Consider the following 17,531-nt stretch of genomic DNA (forward strand, 5'->3'; position numbering starts at 1 on the left):
TGCCGCTGTTGCGGGATGATTTTTTTGTCGGTATGGCGGTGACGATTATGGCGGGGTTATCGTTTGCCAGTGTGTTGACGCTGGTGGTGGTGCCGGTGTTGTATACGGTGGTTTTTAATATTTGTCGACCGCAATTTGAATCACCACAAGTGGCGGTATAGAACCAGGCAGTTATGGAACAGCCCCTAACTTATAGCGGCCGCATGCGCCCCTCCCACACCGGCATCTCTGCCAGTGTGAGGTCCTCTTACAACAACTCTTGGAACACATCACTGTCGAGAGACGGGTCGCCGGCACCTGCCGTCACTCCAGCACCAGCGAGTAGATAACCTGCCGCGCATCCTCCGGATCGCGCTCCGCCTGCATCCCCAGGTCCCCGGCGAGCTGGCGCATATGGGCGTTATCGGCCAGGTCGATGGAATAGAGACGTTTGACATGGTGGGTGCGGGCAAACTCGATCAGCTTGCGCATCAACAGGGTACCGAGACCCTTGTGCTGCCATTGATCGGCCACAGTGACGGCGAATTCACAGCCGTTGCCCCCGGCATCGACGGCATAGCGGCTTACACCGATTTCCTCTTCCCTGCCGTGCGTTGTCACCGATGCCATAAAGGCCATGCGGTGATCGAAGTCAATATCGCAGAGCTTTTTCAGTTGTGCGGTGGAGAGGTGGTTGACCCCGCCGAGAAACCGGTAATGTTTGGACTGCGCCGACAGCTTGTCGATAAAGTCGCGCTCCAGATCGATATCCGCGGCGCTGAGCGGGCGTATGGTAACCTGGTGTCCCTCGATGTCGATACGATCGGTGGTTTCGTTGTCCATATTGGGTAACCCTTAGTCAAGTGTTGCGAATCTGGTCTTATCATACGCCCCCGCCTTCAGCGGGAAATGACCTGGGTCAATTTGCGCCCGGTGGCGCGGGGCACTAATCGGTGGGGTTGTCGTCAATGGCCTCCCTGATCCGATTGATCAGGGTGGTGTCGACATAGGGCTTGCCGATAAAATCGGAGGCGCCGTTGCGCAGGGCCCTGACCGCCTCGCTTAAATCGTTTTGCGCTGTCAGGACGATGACCGCCGGACTCGGTATCCGGGCGGTGACCGCCGCCAGCAATTGCTGGCCCGTCATATCCGGCAGCTCCCATTCTGTCACTATACAGTCAGGGGGGGTGCGGCGCTGTCGCTTTAGCAGCCCCCGGGCGGATGTGAAACATTCAACCCGGTAGCCCGTTAGGGTGAGCAGGGACTGGAGCGCGGCCAGCACCGTTGCATCGCTATCAAGTACGTAGAGTAGGTGACCGTCTTCACCTGTTTTCCGTTTCATTGACTACCCGGCCAGCTTAAATCGGTATTGTTATTAAATATACTTCAGTATCCATCCATTGGTTGGCGATGGGCATACGTACAAACACGTAGTTGACTTGTCGTGGATCAACCGCGACCTAATCCGTTAATTGAACAGCCCCCCAACAGGTTCGACACGGACCCGTCTGCGTCAAGTGTGCCAACGGCGGTACCGATGGCTCGCCACCCGCGTAGGGCTAATGCATTACGTAGTGTTCTGTAGCGGATGCTGTTTACCAGCCAGGGTTGCGGTCAGTCGAATTGTGCGGTCAGGAACGGCAACGCCGCGGCCTCTTCAGGTGCCGATGGCGTGGAACAGGTGGCGGGGTTTAACCTGCGCGGGACAGCTCCGGGTTTACGCCGTGTCGCCCGCCGTCGAGACACGGCGCCGGCCACGGCTTGAAGACCGTTTCGATGGATGCAATACCAGGCACCGCCGGGAGACCGGCCCGGCGCCGGCCGCACATCTGTGATGCGGCCGGCGGACCCGGGCCTGGCTGTTACTGAATGGCAATACGCCGGGTTTCGGGCTGGGCGGCTTCCCGCCTGGGCGCTGTCAGGGTGAGCACACCGTCCTTAAAGCCGGCGTCGATATCTTTTTCCTGGACGTCGCCGCCCAGGTTAAAACTGCGCACGAACTTGCCATAGCGGCGTTCCCGGTGAATCACCTTGCCTTCCTTCTCCTCTTTCTTCTCCTCCTGGGTCTGCGCCTCGATGGTCAGGACGCCGTTCTGTAGCGTGACATTCAGATCGTCTTTGCTGACGCCCGGCAACTCCGCTGTGATCTCATAGTGATCCTTGCCTTCCTTTATATCCACGCGGGGTGAAAAAAAGCCGCGGTCGGTATCCGAAAACAGTCTGGACGGGGCAAAAAAGTCTTCAAACATATTGTCGAAATTAAAGAGAGAACTGCGTGGTATCAGGCTCATGGCATGTCTCCTTGTGGTTGATTTCGCCGTATCTTAGCCAGCCCAATGCGGCTGCATAATGACCGCGGTCAACTGGATCAACGGCAACTGACAGTCTCGTATTGACAGAGGTCAACCCGGTCGACCGGCGTCCGTGGTAAAAATGCGTCATCTCCGCTCCGAACCCGATAGGAAATCCGCTGCTATGAAAGAAGTAACCACCGGCACGGCAAGCGCCGACGGCCCGCTGTCCGCCGAGGAACTGCATCGGCTCGACAGCTACTGGCGCGCCGCCAATTACCTCAGCGTGGGACAGATCTATTTGCTGGACAACCCGCTGTTGCGCGAACCCCTGACGGCGGCGCATATCAAACCGAGGCTGCTCGGCCACTGGGGCACCACCCCGGGTCTCAATTTTATCTATGCCCATCTGAACCGCGTTATCAAAGCGCGGGACCTGGATATGATTTATATCGCCGGTCCCGGTCACGGCGGTCCGGCGCTGGTGGCCAACACCTACCTGGAGGGCAGCTACGGCGAAATATATCCGGATATATCCGCCGATGCCGAGGGCATGAAAAAACTGTTCCGGCAGTTCTCCTTTCCGGGCGGTATCTCCAGCCACTGCGCGCCCGAAGTGCCGGGTTCGATTCACGAGGGCGGCGAGTTGGGCTACTCGCTGGCCCACGCCTTCGGCGCGGTGTTTGACAACCCGGACCTGATCGCCTGCTGTGTAGTGGGCGACGGCGAGGCGGAAACCGGTCCGCTGGCCACCGCCTGGCACTCCAACAAATTCCTCAATCCCGCCAGCGATGGCGCCGTATTGCCGATTTTACATCTCAATGGTTACAAGATTGCCAATCCCACTCTGCTGGCGCGTATCGGGCGCGACGAACTGGAGCAACTGTTTAACGGTTACGGTTATCAGCCCTATTTTGTCGAGGGCACCGATCCCCACATCATGCACCAGTTGATGGCCGCTACTGTGGATGCGGCTACCGATGCCATCGCGGCGATTCAGCGCGAGGCGCGCGCCGCCGGCGCCGGCGCGGTGCAGCGCCCCCGCTGGCCGGTAATCATTCTGCGCAGCCCCAAGGGTTGGACCGGGCCGAAAACCGTCGACGGCCTGGCATCGGAAGACTCCTGGCGCTCGCACCAGGTGCCGTTTGCCGATATGTCGGAGCAGACCGACCATATCGGTCTGCTGGAGCGCTGGCTGCGCAGCTACCGCCCCGAAGAACTGTTCGATGCCGGCGGTGCGCTGGCGCCGGAACTGGCGGCGCTGGCGCCGGCCGGCAACCGGCGCATGGGCGCCAACCCCCACGCCAACGGCGGCCTGTTGTTGCGGGAACTGCGGCTGCCGGATTACCGAACCTACGCCGTTGCAGTGACACAACCGGGCGCAGTGCTCGGGGAGGCGACGCGCGTGATGGGCAACTACCTGCGCGATGTTATGGAACGCAATCTCGCCGCCGCCAACTTCAGGGTAATGGGGCCGGACGAGACCGCCTCCAACCGCCTGGATGCGCTCTATGAAGTCACCGACAAGACCTGGCTGGCCGATACCCTCGACGCCGATGAACACCTGGCACCAACCGGCAGGGTGATGGAAATGTTGAGCGAACACACCTGCCAGGGCTGGCTTGAGGGCTATCTGTTAACCGGGCGTCACGGTTTTTTTTCCTGCTACGAAGCGTTTATCCATATCGTCGACTCGATGTTCAACCAGCACGCCAAGTGGCTGAAGGTCAGCCAGGAAATTCCGTGGCGACGCCCGCTGGCGTCGCTCAACTACCTGCTTACCTCCCACGTCTGGCGCCAGCAGCACAACGGTTTTTCCCACCAGGACCCCGGCTTTATCGATCACGTGGTGAATAAAAAAGCCGATATAGTGCGCGTGTACCTGCCGCCCGATGCCAATACCCTGTTGTGTGTTACCGACACATGCCTGCGCAGCCGCGACTTTATCAACGTCGTGGTCGCCGGCAAGCAGCCCCAGCTCCAGTGGCTGGATATGGATGCGGCCGTCAAACACTGCAGCGCCGGCATCGGTATCTGGGAGTGGGCCAGCAACGACCAGGGCGGCGAGCCGGATGTGGTACTGGCGGCGGCGGGCGACGTGCCCACCCTTGAGGTACTGGCGGCCGTCGGGCTGTTGCGCCGCCAGGTGCCGGACCTGAAAATCCGCGTTATCAATGTGGTTGACCTGATGACGCTGCAACCGCGGGAGGAGCATCCCCACGGTTTATCGGATCGCGACTTCGACACCCTGTTTACCACCGACAAACCGATTATCTTCGCCTACCACGGCTATCCCTGGCTGATTCACCGCCTCACCTACCGGCGCACCAATCACCACAATCTGCATGTGCGCGGTTACAAAGAAGAGGGCAGCACCACCACGCCGTTCGATATGGCGGTGCGCAACGACCTGGATCGCTTTCACCTGGTGGCGGATGTTATCGATCGGGTGCCGGCCCTGGGTTACCAGGCGGCCTACACCCGCCAGTGGATTCGGGACAAACTGATTGAACACGGCCACTATATCCGCGCCCATGGCGAGGATATGCCGGAAATACTGAACTGGCGCTGGGAGGGTTGAATGCCATGAATGTGGGGGCTTATTGCAGCAGGACCGTCGTGTATGTCTACGGCCAGGAAACACCGTTGGAGGCCGCCCGCATTATGCGCGAGCAGCATGTGGGCGACGTGGTGATTATCGAGGATCATGTGGACCAGCACGGCGAGAAAAAAGTGCCGATAGGTATTGTGACCGATCGCGATATCGCCATCGAAATTGTGGCCGAAGAGGTAGACCCGACGGAGGTCTCGGTATTGGATGTGTGTCGCAAGAACCTGGTGGTGGTAAGTGAGAACGACGATTTATCCGAATGCATCAGCCTGCTCAAGCGCGAAGGGGTGCGTCGCGCGCCGGTGGTCGATGAGGAGGGGTTTCTGGTCGGCATTATCGCCGTTGACGACATTCTCGAAATTCTCGCCGAACAACTTTCCGATCTTGCCGACCTGGTGGGGTTTCAGGCGGAACAGGAAGTTCTCGCGACTTGAGTGCCGGCGCTGCATGCTGGCGCGGGGAGACTATTGCTTCGATCGGGAGATATTTTCACCTCGGTGGCACTTAGGTCCCGAAGGGCTATGCCCGGTTCGAGACCGGGCCAATTATGAACACCAAAACCAGCTTTGGGTGAAAAGATTTACTGGCCAGAGCACTCAGTCTCACGATGGCGATGGATAAGCCTCCCATGTACCGCCGAGGTTATTGTGGACCGCCAACAATTCTCAATAGTTTGAATCATTCTCAGTACTTTGAATAAAGGAGACGACGATCAATGCCAACAGATGCCGATATTCTCTGGTTCGAGCAACTGAACCTCGACGATATTGCCCGGGTGGGGGGCAAGAACGCCAGCCTCGGTGAGATGCTGCAAGCCATCGCCGAGATCGGTATCAACGTACCGGCAGGTTTTGCGATCAGCGCACAGGTTTACCGCGATTTTATCGACAACAACAGCTTACAAACCCCGATTGACCTGCAGCTCGAGGCCCTGACCCGGGGCGAACAGGGGTTGACGCAAACCGGGGCGGCGATTCGGCAACTGATCGGCGACGGCGAGTTCAGCGCCGCCCAGGCGGCGGCTATCGGCGAGGCTTACGAGCGCCTGTGCGCACAGGGTGAGACGCCGTGCAGCGTGGCGGTGCGCAGCTCCGCCACCGCCGAAGACCTGCCGGAGGCAAGCTTTGCCGGCCAGCAGGAGAGTTACCTCAATGTCAGCGGTAACGCGGCTTTGCTTGAGGCCTGTCGCGATTGTTTTGCCTCACTTTATACAGATCGCGCTATCGTCTACCGCGAAGAGCAGGGCTTTGCCCACCAGCAGGTGGCGATTTCCGTGGGCGTGCAGAAGATGGTGCGTTCGGACCTGGCCTGCGCCGGCGTGATGTTTACCCTCGATACCGAAAGCGGTTTTCCCGATGCGGTACTGATCAGTGGCGCCTGGGGCCTGGGTGAGACCGTGGTCAAGGGTCGCGTCAACCCGGATCGCTATATGGTGTACAAACCGTTGCTGGACGACGGCTCGCCGGAGCGGGTGGGACTGAAGCCGATTATTGAAAAAAGCCGCGGCAGTAAGCTGGAAAAAATGATCTATGGTGCCGGCTCCTCCCCCACGCTGATCGAAGCTACCAATACCGCGGAGCAAATCGGGTTGACGCTCAGCGATGCGGAGGTGCTGACCCTGGCGCGCTGGGGTTGCCGTATCGAAAAACACTACGGCCGCCCGATGGATATCGAGTGGGCCAAAGACGGTGTCGACGGCAAACTGTATATCGTGCAGGCGCGTCCGGAGACCATCGAATCGCAAAAAGACCGCTCTGTCCTGGTGAGCTACAAACTCAAAGAACAGTCGACCGTGCTGTTGCAGGGTGCCAGTGTCGGCAGCGCCATCGCCACCGGCCCGGTGTACTACACGGACAACCCGAAGGATGTCGACGGCTTTCCCGACGGGGCGCTGTTGGTCACCGAACGCACCGACCCTGATTGGGTGCCGCTGATGCGCAAGGCCGCCGGTATCATTACCGACAGCGGCGGCACCACCAGCCACGCGGCGATTGTCAGCCGCGAGCTGAAAGTGCCGGCGGTGGTGGGCACCGGCAACGCCACCCGGTCGTTGCAGCCCGGCGCCGTCGTGACCCTAAGCTGCGCGGAGGGTGCGGTGGGTAAAATCTATGCCGGCGAGCTAGCCTACGAAACCCATACCACCCATGTCGATGAAATTCCCGCGACCCGGACTCAACTGATGATTAACGCCGCCATACCCGACGGCGCCCTGTCCTGGTGGAAGTTGCCGGTGGCGGGAATTGGCCTGACGCGTATCGAATTTATTATTTCCACCCAGATTCGGGTGCACCCGATGGCGCTGTTGCATCCGCAAAAAATCACTCGCCAGAGTGTGACGGACAGTATCGAGGTGATGACTCGCGGTTACGACAATCCGGCCGCTTACTTTGTCGACAACCTGGCGCAGGGGATCGGCAAGATCGCCGCCTCGCGTTATCCGCACCCGGTTATCGTGCGTATGTCGGATTTTAAATCCAACGAGTACCGGGGGCTGCTCGGCGGCGAATTTTTCGAGATCGAAGAGGATAATCCCATGCTCGGTCTGCGCGGCGCCTCGCGCTATTACCATCCGCTCTACCGCGAGGCGTTTCAACTGGAGTGTCAGGCGATTAAATACGTGCGCGAACAGATGGGGTTTGACAATGTCGTGGTGATGATTCCTTTTTGCCGCACCCCCGGAGAAGCGGACCGGGTGTTGGAAACCATGGCGACGGCAGGTTTGGTGCGGGGTGAGCGAGGGCTGCAGGTTTATGTGATGTGCGAAATCCCCTCCAATGTGATTCTCGCCGATGAGTTTGCCCGGCGCTTTGATGGTTTCTCTATCGGCAGTAATGACCTCACCCAATTGGTGTTGGGTATCGATCGGGATTCGGCGGAACTGAAAGATCTGTTCGACGCGCGTGACGAGGCGGTAAAGCGCATGATCGAGCAGGTAATCGTTATCGCTCACCAGCACGATTGCAAAGTGGGCATCTGCGGCCAGGCGCCGTCGGAACATCCGGAGTACGCCGCGTTTTTGGTGCACTGCGGCATCGACTCCATTTCACTCAATCCGGACTCTATTGTGGCGGCAAGTCAGTTTATTGCCGCGGCGGAGCGGGAGGAGGGGAGTGATCAAAAATAAAACTACGTGGTAGCCGTGACCCCTTAAGGGATTTTCCCAATTTCAATTATCGCGGTAAGCGCCGACAATACCCGCTACCCTACAACAGGTATTTGAGGAGGTTTACCGCGATGCCGGCAAAAACTTTTTTGGTGGTTGGCTTGTCTCTCGCCGCCACCACTTTTTCTCTCGCGTCTAATGCACAACAAGGCGCAACCACCAATGACTTTTCATTTACCGCCAACGCGACTCTCACATCGGACTACCTGTTTCGCGGTGTCTCGCAAACCCTGGAAGACCCGGCAGTGCAGGCGGGTTTTGATTTTTCCCACCTGAGCGGACTGCGCGGCGGTGTCTGGAGTTCGAACGTCGATTTCCAGGATCGCGGGCCGGGTGATGACCAGGCGGATCAGGAGATTGATGTCTACCTGGGTTACGGCACCGCTATCAACGACGACTGGTCGGTGGATGCCAGTTTCATTCGCTATATCTACCCCGGTACAGCCGGTGACTCGGACCTCGATTACAACGAGCTGTTGGCCACCGTCAACTTTCGCGATCTGCTCAGTGCCACGCTCGGTTACTCCAACGATGTTTTCAACAGCGACGAGGACGGGATTTATTACACAATCTCCGGTAACCTGCCGCTGCCTTACAACTTGCGCTTGACCGGCTCGGTGGGTTACTACGACCTCGACGACGCCCTCGACGATAGCTACACCGACTGGAGTATCGGTGTTGAAACTGACCTCGGTATGTTCACCGCCCGCCTTGCCTATGTCGACACGGACAGCAACGGTGAGGATCTGTTTGGAGACGCTGCCGAATCGCGCGCAGTATTCAGCGTGACGGCAGTCTTTGGAAATTAAATCCCGCATCGACAAAACCTCGGTATCGTGTCGGATATTGACCCCGGTCAATCCGGCACTGTTGCGTTGCTCTAGGATAAGCTGAAGTTACGGCCGAGGGGCCGGCTCGATATCTGTTGGGGCATAACACTTTATGGGCAAATTCAGCCATAGCGACACCACCGATATCGAACGGATTATTCAAGAGTACGTACCGGGCAAGCAGGTGACATTGGCGCACTTGCTGGCCAACCCCACTGTTGAACTGTGTCAGAAAGTCGGCGTCGAGCACGCCGAGGCCATTGGCATACTGACGCTGACGCCGGGTGAGACGGCGATGATTGCCGGCGATATCGCCACCAAGTCTGCGGCAGTGGAGATAGGATTTCTCGACCGCTTCTCCGGGGCGTTGGTTATTACCGGCAGTATCGGCGCGGTGGACGAAGCCATGGATGCTGTATTGACCACGCTGCAGACGATATTGGGGTATCGGGTATGTGCCGCGACCAAGACTTGAGTCGAGACTTAGACGCACAATTGAACCAAAGCCCGGGACGAGAAAACGACGTGTCGCAACTGCCGGCACAGACTGTGGCAACACCGGCGGACTTCGTGGTAATCGGCGAGGTCGGGTGTGGTAAGACTGCGCTGGTCAATGCATTGCTGCAAACCGGCGCCGCACCGCGCAAGACCCAGAGCGCGGAGTTTCACAGCCACAACGTCATAGATACACCCGGGGAGTTCGTCGGCCGGCGCACTTACTACGGCGCACTTTTGGCAACTATGGTAGACGTCGCCACCATCGTCTACCTGCAAGCGGCAAACAGCCACTTGTTTTCGCTGCCGGCGGGAGTGCTGACGGTTTACCCCGGCAAGCAGTTAGTGGGTGTGATCAGCAAGATCGACCTGGCCGATGCCGATATCGACGCGGCGCGACGGGTACTGCGCGACAACGGTATTCCCGAGCCTTATTTTGAAACGTCTGCAGTTACCCGCGCCGGTATCGAGCAACTGAGTACCCACCTGCTCGGTTTGCAACAGGGGGCGGCGAAAAAGGCGAACAGAGGGCGAGGTGTCGCCTAATTAGCCGGCATGTATAGCTGAAAAACGGAGACGGAAACACAGTGAACATTAGCATTCGCTTCAGGCGCTTACTTGATTGGTACCTTTAGCAAGGAAGTGCCAATTGATCGGTCTGCCTCTGGATGGGGTTTTCAGAAACACGGACTAGGCGTCCCCTCGATGAACCCATCCATGGGAACTCGCCTAAAGCGCCTACTTTCGCTTAAGGCGCCTACTGTTGGTGGTCACGACAGCATCCCTGCTGTCGAGAGTTTCTGAAAGCCCCATCCAGAGGCAGACCTACCCTCGGTACTTTTAATCAAGATTGGTGAATAGAGAGTATGAGGGTCGATAAGCTGAGCAAACTCTCTTAAGTACCACCATTAAAAGTAGGCACTTTAAGCGAAAGTAGGTGCCTGAAGGGAGCGACATTAAACACAGTGAATGGAAAAATTAATAACAGGTACAGCGCATGAAAACCCTGGTAACCGCCGAGGATATCAAGAAACTTCACCGCGATGGCGACACTGTGTTGAATATTGTCGCGCGGCGCACGATTATCACCCCCGAAGCCCGGGACCTGGCTGCTAAACTGGGCGTCGCCATCACCGAAAGCCCGGCGGAGTCAACCACCGTAGAGACTATCAAGCAGACGCTGAAGGCGCGCCTGCCGGCGGGCAAACACGACCCGGCGCTGCTTGAACAACTGGTTCGCAAAGCATTGAGTGAAGTCAAAGACGGCTTCGACGGCCCCCGCTGTGAGCGTCAGGTGGCCGCCAACGGTGTGGTGCTGGTGCGCGGCAACTCCGTCCGGTTCGGTAAATTTGACGGGGCGCCCGCGCAGTCTATCGGTTTGACCGATGTCATAAGCGCGGCCGACAACAGCGCCGTCAGCGCCGGCTTTATGCAGTGGGAAAACGCCAGTTTTCCCTGGACGCTCACCTATGACGAAATCGATGTGGTGCTCGAAGGTGAATTGCATATTCGCTGCGACGGTCAGACTTATATCGGCAAACCCGGCGATGTTTTTTACATACCGAAAGGCGCCGCCATCGAATTTTCCGCACCGGAGCAGGTGCGCTTTGTCTATGTTACTTATCCGGCCGACTGGTCGGCGGCGGAGTCGGCGTGAAAGTGCCGGGCTTCGTCACGGAAACCTGGCTGCGCCAGCACTTCGGTCTGGCCCCGGGCAGCGAGGTGCACCTGCCGGCCACAGCCCGGCTGACGCCCGCCGCCGAACAGTTACTGGGCGAGCGGCAGATCCGGGTCAAGCATATCGACAGTGCCGGTCAGGTCTATGTCGGCGGCGAGGCCGGCGCTGCGAAGGCGCCTGTGCACCCGCTGACCGGCGCCAACCGGCGCCCGGGAAACCGCTGCGCCGCCTGTGCCGGTGAGGTGCGCGACAAAGGCGAACTGTTGACCTTGCTCGACGATAAACTGCTGGTGCCGAAAACCCATGCCCGCATCGCACTGCGCGGTAAGCTCGATACCCTGATCGCCCAAACTATATGGGTGCAGACACAGTTTGACAGACCGAAGCAGTACCCGGTGCTGCACAAGTGGCTGGCCGATTTGCGGTCTTACATGGGCAACGTATTGCGCAGCGAGGTCACCGGTGCAGATCTGCCACCGCTCGGTATGGGGGATATGGATTGCCAAACCTTGCACGCGCTGTCGCACCATCCACTCAAATACCTGGGCCACGATCATCTCGTGCCGGAGGCCGACCACGGCGACAATGTTGCCTTGTTGAATTTGCTGCGGGCCCTGGTGCGGGAGGCGGAGCTGGCGGCGGTGCGGGCTTTTATCAACGACGATCTCGAATTGCTGCGGCCCGATATCGTGCGCGGGCTCAATCGCCTCAGCAGTGCGCTTTACGTGTTGATGCTGATGACGGTGGTCAGTGAGACCGGCGCCGGCAAACTACCGGAACAGGTATCTGCACCGTGAATGTCATACAGCAATGCCAAACCCAATGCCGGGCGGCACCTCAGAAAGTCGTCTTTGCCGATGCGCTGGACCCGCGCGTGTTGGACGCCGCCGGCGTCTTGAAACGCGAGGGCCTGGCCGAACCGATTTTGATCGGCAACCCCCTGGCCCTGCGCGACTGTGCCGGGCGCGCCGGCATGGCCTTGCCCGGCTTGACGGTTATCGACCCGCTGCATTGCGATAATTTTGAGTCGTTTGCAGAAGCTTACCTGGCGCTCGACAACAGCGGCCTTGATAGCGAGGGGGCGCGCCAGTCGTTAAGTAATCCGCTGTTCTATGCGGCGATGCTGGTGCGCAGCGGACAGGCCGATATCTGTATCGCCGGCAATCTGTCCACCACCGGCGCGGTGCTGCGGGCGGCGTTGAAAGTGATCGGTGTCGCCGAGCAGCATGAAACCGTTTCCTCCTTTTTTATGATGTCGTCGCCGGACGGCAAAGACGTGCGCCTGTTTGCCGATGCCGGTGTGGTGCCCGAGCCTACGGTTGCGCAACTGGCGGATATCACCATCGATGCGGCGCGCAACTATGCCAAGCTGACCGGGGACGTCCCCCGGGTTGCGATGCTGTCGTTTTCCACCAAGGGCAGTTCCGATCATCCGGCGGCGCGACGGGTGCGCGAGGCGTTCGAGCAGGTGCGGGCCAAAGCGCCGGATTTGATCGTCGATGGCGAACTGCAGTTTGACGCCGCCGTGGTGCCGGCGGTGGCGCAACAAAAATCTCCCGACAGCCCGCTGCACGGGAACTCGAATGTCATGATATTTCCGTCGCTCAACGCCGGCAATATCGCCTACAAAGTTGCCCAGCGCCTGTGTCACTACCAGGCACTCGGGCCTTTGCTGCAGGGGTTGATGCGCCCCATGCACGATCTGTCTCGCGGTTGCAGCGCGGACGATATTGTTAATATCGCGGTGTTGGCGTCATGCCTGAACAGACCGTGACCCATTCCATCCCTGAGGAGAAACAACAATGAACGAAGCACTGGGAATTCTCGAAACCAAAGGTCTGACTGCGCTGATCGAAGCGTCCGATGCCATGGTCAAAGCGGCCCGGGTAAAACTGGTGGGCTATAAACAAATCGGCAGCGGCCTGGTGACCACCATGGTGCGCGGCGATGTCGCCGCCTGCAAGGCGGCCACCGATGCCGGTGCCGCCGCTGCGCAACGGCTGGGCGAGCTGGTCGCGGTGCATGTGATTCCGCGGCCGCACGATGACCTGGAGCGTATCTTCCCCATCGGCGGCAAAGCCGGCACCGATGACTGAGTGGCGTTTTTGGGAGGACGCCCGGTGTGAGATGCCGGGTAAAAACAAACACAACAGCCGCTTCAACAACAGCCGCTTTAACAACAGGCGCTTTAACAACAGGCGCAACAAGGGGACAGCACCATGATGGAAGCGTTAGGTATGATAGAAACCAAAGGGCTGACGGCGTTGATAGAAGCCTCCGATGCCATGGTCAAAGCAGCCCGCGTGGAACTGGTCGGCTACCGGGAGATTGGCCACGGCTATGTAACGGCGTTTATCCGCGGCGATGTCGCGGCCTGTAAAGCGGCCACGGATGCGGGGGCCGCGGCGGCCGAGCGTCTGGGCGAGTTGATTGCCGTGCATGTGATTGCCCGTCCTCATGAAGACCTGGAAACTATTTTCCCGATCCGACGCGCCGCAACCCCGACTAAAAAAGCCCCGGCCAAAAAAGCCCCGGCGAACAAACCACCGGCCAACCCGTGAGGTCGCTATGAAACTGGCAAAAGTCATCGGACAGGTGGTTGCCACTGTGCGCAACGACCGCCTGGGCATGGATAAGCTGGTGTTGGTGAAGTTTATCGATCAGACCGGCGCCGAGGACCCGGCCGTGGCGGTAGCGGTGGACAAGCTGGGCGCCGGCGAAGGGGAGTGGGTGTTGCTTGTCGCCGGCAGTTCCGCGCGGGTGGCCGCCGGCGCCGACGCACAGACACCGGTGGACCTGAGTGTGGTGGGTATCGTCGATGAAGTCACCAGTGAGCGACAGTCCTGGTTTCACAAAAACGGGCAGTCCTGAGTGTCCCCGGCGTTTGACAGGCAAGCGAGGTAGGTCATGACACAGCAACAGATTGACAGCCGGCAGGTGGAAACCATTGTCCGGCGCGTGATTGAGGAACTGCACGCGCCGCAACCGGACGGCGAACGCGGCGGCATTTACCAGACCCTCGACGATGCGGTTGCCGCGGCACAAACGGCGCAGCAGCAACTGCACAGTCTGGCGCGGCGCGAAGCCATTATCGCGGCGATTCGCAAACTGGCGGGCAGCCATGTGCGTGAACTCGCCGAAATGGGTGTCAGTGAAACCGGGTTTGGCCGGGTGGCCGATAAGATACGCAAAAACCAACTGGTGCTCGACAAAACGCCCGGACCGGAGGCCATAGTGCCCGCGGCCATGACCGGCGATCATGGCCTGTCGCTGGTGGAGAACGCGCCCTGGGGAGTTATCGCCTCGGTCACACCTTCCACCAATCCGTCGGCCACCATATTGAACAACAGTATCAGCATGATTGCCGCCGGCAATGCGGTGGTCTTCTCGCCGCACCCGTCCGCCAAAGCGGTGTCGCAACGAGCCATTCAACTGGTCAATCAGGCCTCGGCGAGCGCCGGTGGTCCGGCTGCGCTGGTGACCTGCGTGGAGAATCCCAGCCTCGACAGCGCCAATGAGCTGTTTGTCTATCCGGGGATTCGCCTGCTTACCGTTACCGGCGGCGAGGGGGTGGTGACGGCGGCGCGGCGGGTTACCGACAAACGCCTGATCGCAGCCGGACCCGGCAATCCGCCGGTGGTGGTCGATGAGACCGCCGATCTCGAGCGGGCCGCGGTCAGTATCGTTCAGGGTGCCTCTTTCGATAACAATATTATCTGTGTCGATGAAAAGGAAATCATTGCCGTCGATGCGATTGCCGATCCATTGCTGGCGGCAATGGAGCGCAACGGCGCGGTGAAGATAAGTGCCGAGCAAGGCGCCGCCGTGGCGCAACTGGTGCTGCAGGATTACCCCGGGCCCAAGGCCCGCCCGAAACCCGAATGGATTGGCCGCGATGCCGCCAAGATCGCTGCTGCCGCCGGTTTCGAGGTGCCGCCGGCAACGCGCCTGCTGGTGGTGGAGACACCGCGGGATCATGTCTTCGCCGTCACCGAGCTGATGCTGCCGGTGATCGCCCTGGTCAGAGCCGCCGATGCCGACCAGGCGATCGACTGGGGCATCGCCCTGGAGCGAGGCAACCGCCATACCGCGGCCATGCACTCGCGCAATATCGACAATCTCTCGCGTATGGCGGCTGAGGTAAACACCAGCCTGTTTGTCAAAAACGGGCCCTGTCTGGCCGGCCTGGGTGCCGGCGGTGAAGGCTGGACATCGATGACCATCTCCACGCCGACCGGCGAAGGGGTCACCAGCGCCGCCACTTTTGTGCGCAAACGCCGCTGTACGCTGGTCGATGCGTTTCGGATCGTGTAGAGGCCGCCCATGCATACCCCGATTGAGACGGTAAACAAATTGTCGGCGGCGATCGCCGCCATGCTCAACGATACCGGTTTTGCGCCTTATCACGGTGCTGTAAAAGTCGGCGTCGATCTCGGTACCGCGGATATTCAAACCCTGGTGCTGGACCGGCACAACCGCCCGCTGGCCTGCTATCTGCGCTGGGCGGAGGTGGTGCGCGACGGCATCGTGGTTGATTACCAGGGCGCCCGTGAAATTGTCAGCGAGCAGTTGCAGTGCGCGGCACAGCGCCTGGATGTGAACATCGAGCGGGTCGCCACCGCGTTTCCGCCCGGCACCGATCCGCGTATCTCCGTCAATGTGGTGGAAGCGGCCGGTGTGGAAGTCAGCACGGTGATCGATGAACCGAGCAGCGTCGCCCAACTGTTGTCTCTGCAACACGCCGCCGTGGTCGATATCGGCGGCGGCACTACCGGCACTGCGATTGTAGAGCAGGGCCGGGTGGTGGCGTCCGCCGACGATCCCACCGGCGGTCATCATATTACCCTGGCGCTGGCGGGCCACTACGGTCTGCCCTACGACAAGGCCGAGTGGTTGAAGCGTATGGACGACTCCGGGGATGTCCTGGCGGTGGTGCGACCGGTGATCGCCAAGATGGCCGACCTGGTGCGCCGGCATATCGCCGCCCATGCACCGCCGGTGATTTACCTGACCGGTGGCTGCTGTGCGCTGCACGGCTTTGCCGAGGTTTTCGCCGCCGAACTTGCCGATACCGAGGTGGTCGTTCCCGAGCGGCCACTGCATCTGACGCCGCTGGCGATTGCGGCCTGCGCCGATGCGCCCGACGTCCGACTGCAGGCCGTTTGATATGCCGGCCGCACTCGATCAAGCCGCCGCCGCGCTGATTACGCAAACGGCGACGCGCACGGTAGATGCGCTCGCGGCGCAAAACCTGTTTCACTTCAGCGCACCCCGGCACACCTTGGTCGGCGCGGGGGCGACGCTGAAACTCGGTGAGTTGCTGCAATCGCAGTCGGTGCGGCGCGTATTTATCGTTGCCGATCAGGCGGTACACCAGCGCGGCCTGCTGGCGCCGGCGCTGCGCAGCCTGTCGCGGGCGACCATCGAGGTGGAGCTGTTCACCGGCATTGAGCGGGAGCCGGGAGTTGAAGTTATCGAGCGCGGCGTGGCGTCGCTGGCGCAAAGCGACGCCGACTTCGTGCTCGGATGTGGTGGCGGCTCGGCGATGGATGCGGCCAAGGCCATTGCCGTGTTGGGCAGTTGCGGTTGCGATCTCGACGCGCTTACGGCCGCCGGTTTCGAAGGCCGCCGCCGTATCGGCCTGGGCGCTGTCCCGACCACCGCCGGCACCGGTTCTGAGGTGACCGATATCAGCGTCATTATGACTGGCAGCCAGCACCACAAAATCGTCGCCAAGCACGCGACCCTGATGCCCGATGTTGCGGTTATCGATCCGACGCTGATGGTGACCCTGCCGGCTGCGGTGACCGCCGCCACCGGCATCGATGCCCTGACCCATGCCATCGAGGCCTGTGTTGCCAGTGCCGGCAATCCGCTGTCGCAGGCGTTTGCCATGTCGGCGATCGGCGAGATCGCGCGGGCGTTGCCGGTGGCGGTGGGCAACGGCAGTGATCTGGCGGCGCGCCAGACCATGGCGGTCGCCGCTTACAAAGCGGGACTGGCGTTCAGCAACGCCGGCCTTGGGTTAGTGCACGCGCTGTCGCATCAAATCGGTGCCCGCTACGGCATCGCCCACGGTGTGGCCAACGGTATTTTGTTACCCCATGTGATGGCGTTTAACGCCCTGGTCTGCCGCACGGACTACGCCGCCATGGCACCGGTGTTGGGTGTGCCCGGCGCCGGTAGCAGTGGTTGTAACAGTAGTTATAGCAGTAATGGTAACAACGAGCGACGCGATTGCGACAACACGATCGCCGCGGTGCGACGGTTGTTGGCGGATATCGGTCTGCCCGACAACCTGGTCCCGTTTGGTGCGCGGGTGGAAGACTTTGCGGAGCTGGCCGACGGGGCCCTGCAGGATATCTGCATCCAAACCAACCCCCGCGATGTAGCGCCGGCCGACATTATCCCACTGCTGCAAAAAGCCATGCAGCCGCCCGGGCCTCAGTCCCCGGCGAGTGGTTTTTAAACTGGAGACAAGCTG

General features: G+C 60.1%; 19 protein-coding genes. 16 read left to right on the plus strand and 3 right to left on the minus strand.

Annotated features, from left to right (window positions below; genetic code table 11):
• Window positions 1-303: 303 nt before the first annotated feature.
• Both FKG94_RS08335 and FKG94_RS08340 read right to left on the minus strand, forming a co-directional pair.
• Window positions 304-822 carry a GNAT family N-acetyltransferase gene (locus FKG94_RS08335; protein WP_142903769.1) on the minus strand — a complete coding sequence of 173 codons (519 nt, stop codon included), beginning with the start codon at window positions 820-822 and terminating at the stop codon, window positions 304-306.
• Between the two features lie 103 nt (window positions 823-925).
• On the minus strand, window positions 926-1,321 hold the full coding sequence (locus FKG94_RS08340; protein WP_142903770.1) for a response regulator transcription factor: 396 nt from the start codon (window positions 1,319-1,321) through the stop codon (window positions 926-928).
• Between the two features lie 246 nt (window positions 1,322-1,567).
• On the opposite strand from FKG94_RS08340, the gene FKG94_RS28715 reads away from it, so the two are divergent.
• Complete coding sequence (locus FKG94_RS28715; RefSeq protein ID WP_179957552.1) at window positions 1,568-1,744, plus strand: hypothetical protein; 177 nt, start codon at window positions 1,568-1,570, stop codon at window positions 1,742-1,744.
• Between the two features lie 97 nt (window positions 1,745-1,841).
• Here the strand turns inward: FKG94_RS28715 and FKG94_RS08345 are convergent, their stop codons facing one another.
• Window positions 1,842-2,270 carry an Hsp20/alpha crystallin family protein gene (locus FKG94_RS08345; protein WP_142903771.1) on the minus strand — a complete coding sequence of 143 codons (429 nt, stop codon included), beginning with the start codon at window positions 2,268-2,270 and terminating at the stop codon, window positions 1,842-1,844.
• 184 nt (window positions 2,271-2,454) lie between these two features.
• Between FKG94_RS08345 and FKG94_RS08350 the strand changes: the two genes are divergently transcribed.
• From FKG94_RS08350 to FKG94_RS08420, 15 genes are all read left to right on the plus strand, one after another.
• Window positions 2,455-4,851 carry a phosphoketolase family protein gene (locus tag FKG94_RS08350; protein ID WP_142903772.1) on the plus strand — a complete coding sequence of 799 codons (2,397 nt, stop codon included), beginning with the start codon at window positions 2,455-2,457 and terminating at the stop codon, window positions 4,849-4,851.
• Between the two features lie 5 nt (window positions 4,852-4,856).
• Window positions 4,857-5,315 (plus strand): CBS domain-containing protein, encoded by a 459-nt coding sequence (locus FKG94_RS08355; RefSeq protein ID WP_142903773.1) that lies wholly within the window; start codon window positions 4,857-4,859, stop codon window positions 5,313-5,315.
• Window positions 5,316-5,596: 281 nt separating this feature from the next.
• Window positions 5,597-8,005, plus strand: a complete 2,409-nt coding sequence (ppsA, locus tag FKG94_RS08360) for a phosphoenolpyruvate synthase (RefSeq protein WP_142903774.1) — start codon at window positions 5,597-5,599, stop codon at window positions 8,003-8,005.
• 110 nt (window positions 8,006-8,115) lie between these two features.
• Complete coding sequence (locus tag FKG94_RS08365) at window positions 8,116-8,853, plus strand: TorF family putative porin (RefSeq protein WP_142903775.1); 738 nt, start codon at window positions 8,116-8,118, stop codon at window positions 8,851-8,853.
• Between the two features lie 133 nt (window positions 8,854-8,986).
• Window positions 8,987-9,349: an ethanolamine utilization microcompartment protein EutS gene (eutS, locus tag FKG94_RS08370; RefSeq protein WP_142903776.1), complete on the plus strand. Its 363-nt coding sequence runs from the start codon at window positions 8,987-8,989 to the stop codon at window positions 9,347-9,349.
• On the plus strand, window positions 9,328-9,915 hold the full coding sequence (locus FKG94_RS08375; RefSeq protein ID WP_142903777.1) for a EutP/PduV family microcompartment system protein: 588 nt from the start codon (window positions 9,328-9,330) through the stop codon (window positions 9,913-9,915). Before eutS ends, FKG94_RS08375 begins: the two co-directional genes overlap by 22 nt.
• 451 nt (window positions 9,916-10,366) lie before the next feature.
• Window positions 10,367-11,026, plus strand: coding sequence for an ethanolamine utilization acetate kinase EutQ (eutQ, locus tag FKG94_RS08380; protein WP_142903778.1), 660 nt, complete (start codon window positions 10,367-10,369; stop codon window positions 11,024-11,026).
• On the plus strand, window positions 11,023-11,844 hold the full coding sequence (gene eutT, locus FKG94_RS08385) for an ethanolamine utilization cob(I)yrinic acid a,c-diamide adenosyltransferase EutT (RefSeq protein ID WP_218943480.1): 822 nt from the start codon (window positions 11,023-11,025) through the stop codon (window positions 11,842-11,844). The genes eutQ and eutT overlap by 4 nt, the downstream gene beginning before the upstream one ends.
• Window positions 11,841-12,821 carry a phosphate acetyltransferase gene (locus FKG94_RS08390; RefSeq protein ID WP_142903779.1) on the plus strand — a complete coding sequence of 327 codons (981 nt, stop codon included), beginning with the start codon at window positions 11,841-11,843 and terminating at the stop codon, window positions 12,819-12,821. Before eutT ends, FKG94_RS08390 begins: the two co-directional genes overlap by 4 nt.
• 28 nt (window positions 12,822-12,849) lie before the next feature.
• Entirely contained in the window at window positions 12,850-13,143 is a 294-nt protein-coding gene (eutM, locus tag FKG94_RS08395) for an ethanolamine utilization microcompartment protein EutM (protein ID WP_142903780.1), read from the plus strand.
• A gap of 123 nt (window positions 13,144-13,266) precedes the next feature.
• Window positions 13,267-13,608, plus strand: a complete 342-nt coding sequence (gene eutM / locus FKG94_RS08400; protein WP_142903781.1) for an ethanolamine utilization microcompartment protein EutM — start codon at window positions 13,267-13,269, stop codon at window positions 13,606-13,608.
• A gap of 7 nt (window positions 13,609-13,615) precedes the next feature.
• The gene (locus tag FKG94_RS08405; protein WP_142903782.1) at window positions 13,616-13,918 is read left to right on the plus strand and encodes a EutN/CcmL family microcompartment protein; all 303 of its coding nucleotides are present in this window, start codon (window positions 13,616-13,618) and stop codon (window positions 13,916-13,918) included.
• Between the two features lie 36 nt (window positions 13,919-13,954).
• Window positions 13,955-15,361 carry an aldehyde dehydrogenase family protein gene (locus FKG94_RS08410; protein WP_142903783.1) on the plus strand — a complete coding sequence of 469 codons (1,407 nt, stop codon included), beginning with the start codon at window positions 13,955-13,957 and terminating at the stop codon, window positions 15,359-15,361.
• A gap of 9 nt (window positions 15,362-15,370) precedes the next feature.
• The gene (gene eutJ, locus FKG94_RS08415) at window positions 15,371-16,213 is read left to right on the plus strand and encodes an ethanolamine utilization protein EutJ (RefSeq protein ID WP_142903784.1); all 843 of its coding nucleotides are present in this window, start codon (window positions 15,371-15,373) and stop codon (window positions 16,211-16,213) included.
• A gap of 1 nt (window position 16,214) precedes the next feature.
• Window positions 16,215-17,516: an iron-containing alcohol dehydrogenase family protein gene (locus FKG94_RS08420; RefSeq protein WP_142903785.1), complete on the plus strand. Its 1,302-nt coding sequence runs from the start codon at window positions 16,215-16,217 to the stop codon at window positions 17,514-17,516.
• Window positions 17,517-17,531 lie beyond the last annotated feature (15 nt).

The sequence above is a fragment of the Exilibacterium tricleocarpae genome, from assembly GCF_007004655.1.
GTDB lineage: Bacteria > Pseudomonadota > Gammaproteobacteria > Pseudomonadales > Cellvibrionaceae > Exilibacterium > Exilibacterium tricleocarpae.

What these genes read in the sequence shown, in the direction of transcription:
- FKG94_RS08335 (WP_142903769.1), bottom strand. Translation starts at nt 822, where the DNA reads ATGGACAACGAAACCACCGATCGTATCGACATCGAGGGACACCAGGTT.
- FKG94_RS08410 (WP_142903783.1), top strand. Translation starts at nt 13,955, where the DNA reads ATGACACAGCAACAGATTGACAGCCGGCAGGTGGAAACCATTGTCCGG.
- FKG94_RS28715 (WP_179957552.1), top strand. Translation starts at nt 1,568, where the DNA reads ATGCTGTTTACCAGCCAGGGTTGCGGTCAGTCGAATTGTGCGGTCAGG.
- FKG94_RS08375 (WP_142903777.1), top strand. Translation starts at nt 9,328, where the DNA reads ATGTGCCGCGACCAAGACTTGAGTCGAGACTTAGACGCACAATTGAAC.
- eutJ (WP_142903784.1), top strand. Translation starts at nt 15,371, where the DNA reads ATGCATACCCCGATTGAGACGGTAAACAAATTGTCGGCGGCGATCGCC.
- FKG94_RS08350 (WP_142903772.1), top strand. Translation starts at nt 2,455, where the DNA reads ATGAAAGAAGTAACCACCGGCACGGCAAGCGCCGACGGCCCGCTGTCC.
- eutM (WP_142903780.1), top strand. Translation starts at nt 12,850, where the DNA reads ATGAACGAAGCACTGGGAATTCTCGAAACCAAAGGTCTGACTGCGCTG.
- FKG94_RS08355 (WP_142903773.1), top strand. Translation starts at nt 4,857, where the DNA reads ATGAATGTGGGGGCTTATTGCAGCAGGACCGTCGTGTATGTCTACGGC.
- ppsA (WP_142903774.1), top strand. Translation starts at nt 5,597, where the DNA reads ATGCCAACAGATGCCGATATTCTCTGGTTCGAGCAACTGAACCTCGAC.
- eutQ (WP_142903778.1), top strand. Translation starts at nt 10,367, where the DNA reads ATGAAAACCCTGGTAACCGCCGAGGATATCAAGAAACTTCACCGCGAT.
- FKG94_RS08405 (WP_142903782.1), top strand. Translation starts at nt 13,616, where the DNA reads ATGAAACTGGCAAAAGTCATCGGACAGGTGGTTGCCACTGTGCGCAAC.
- eutM (WP_142903781.1), top strand. Translation starts at nt 13,267, where the DNA reads ATGATGGAAGCGTTAGGTATGATAGAAACCAAAGGGCTGACGGCGTTG.
- eutS (WP_142903776.1), top strand. Translation starts at nt 8,987, where the DNA reads ATGGGCAAATTCAGCCATAGCGACACCACCGATATCGAACGGATTATT.
- FKG94_RS08365 (WP_142903775.1), top strand. Translation starts at nt 8,116, where the DNA reads ATGCCGGCAAAAACTTTTTTGGTGGTTGGCTTGTCTCTCGCCGCCACC.
- FKG94_RS08345 (WP_142903771.1), bottom strand. Translation starts at nt 2,270, where the DNA reads ATGAGCCTGATACCACGCAGTTCTCTCTTTAATTTCGACAATATGTTT.
- FKG94_RS08340 (WP_142903770.1), bottom strand. Translation starts at nt 1,321, where the DNA reads ATGAAACGGAAAACAGGTGAAGACGGTCACCTACTCTACGTACTTGAT.
- FKG94_RS08420 (WP_142903785.1), top strand. Translation starts at nt 16,215, where the DNA reads ATGCCGGCCGCACTCGATCAAGCCGCCGCCGCGCTGATTACGCAAACG.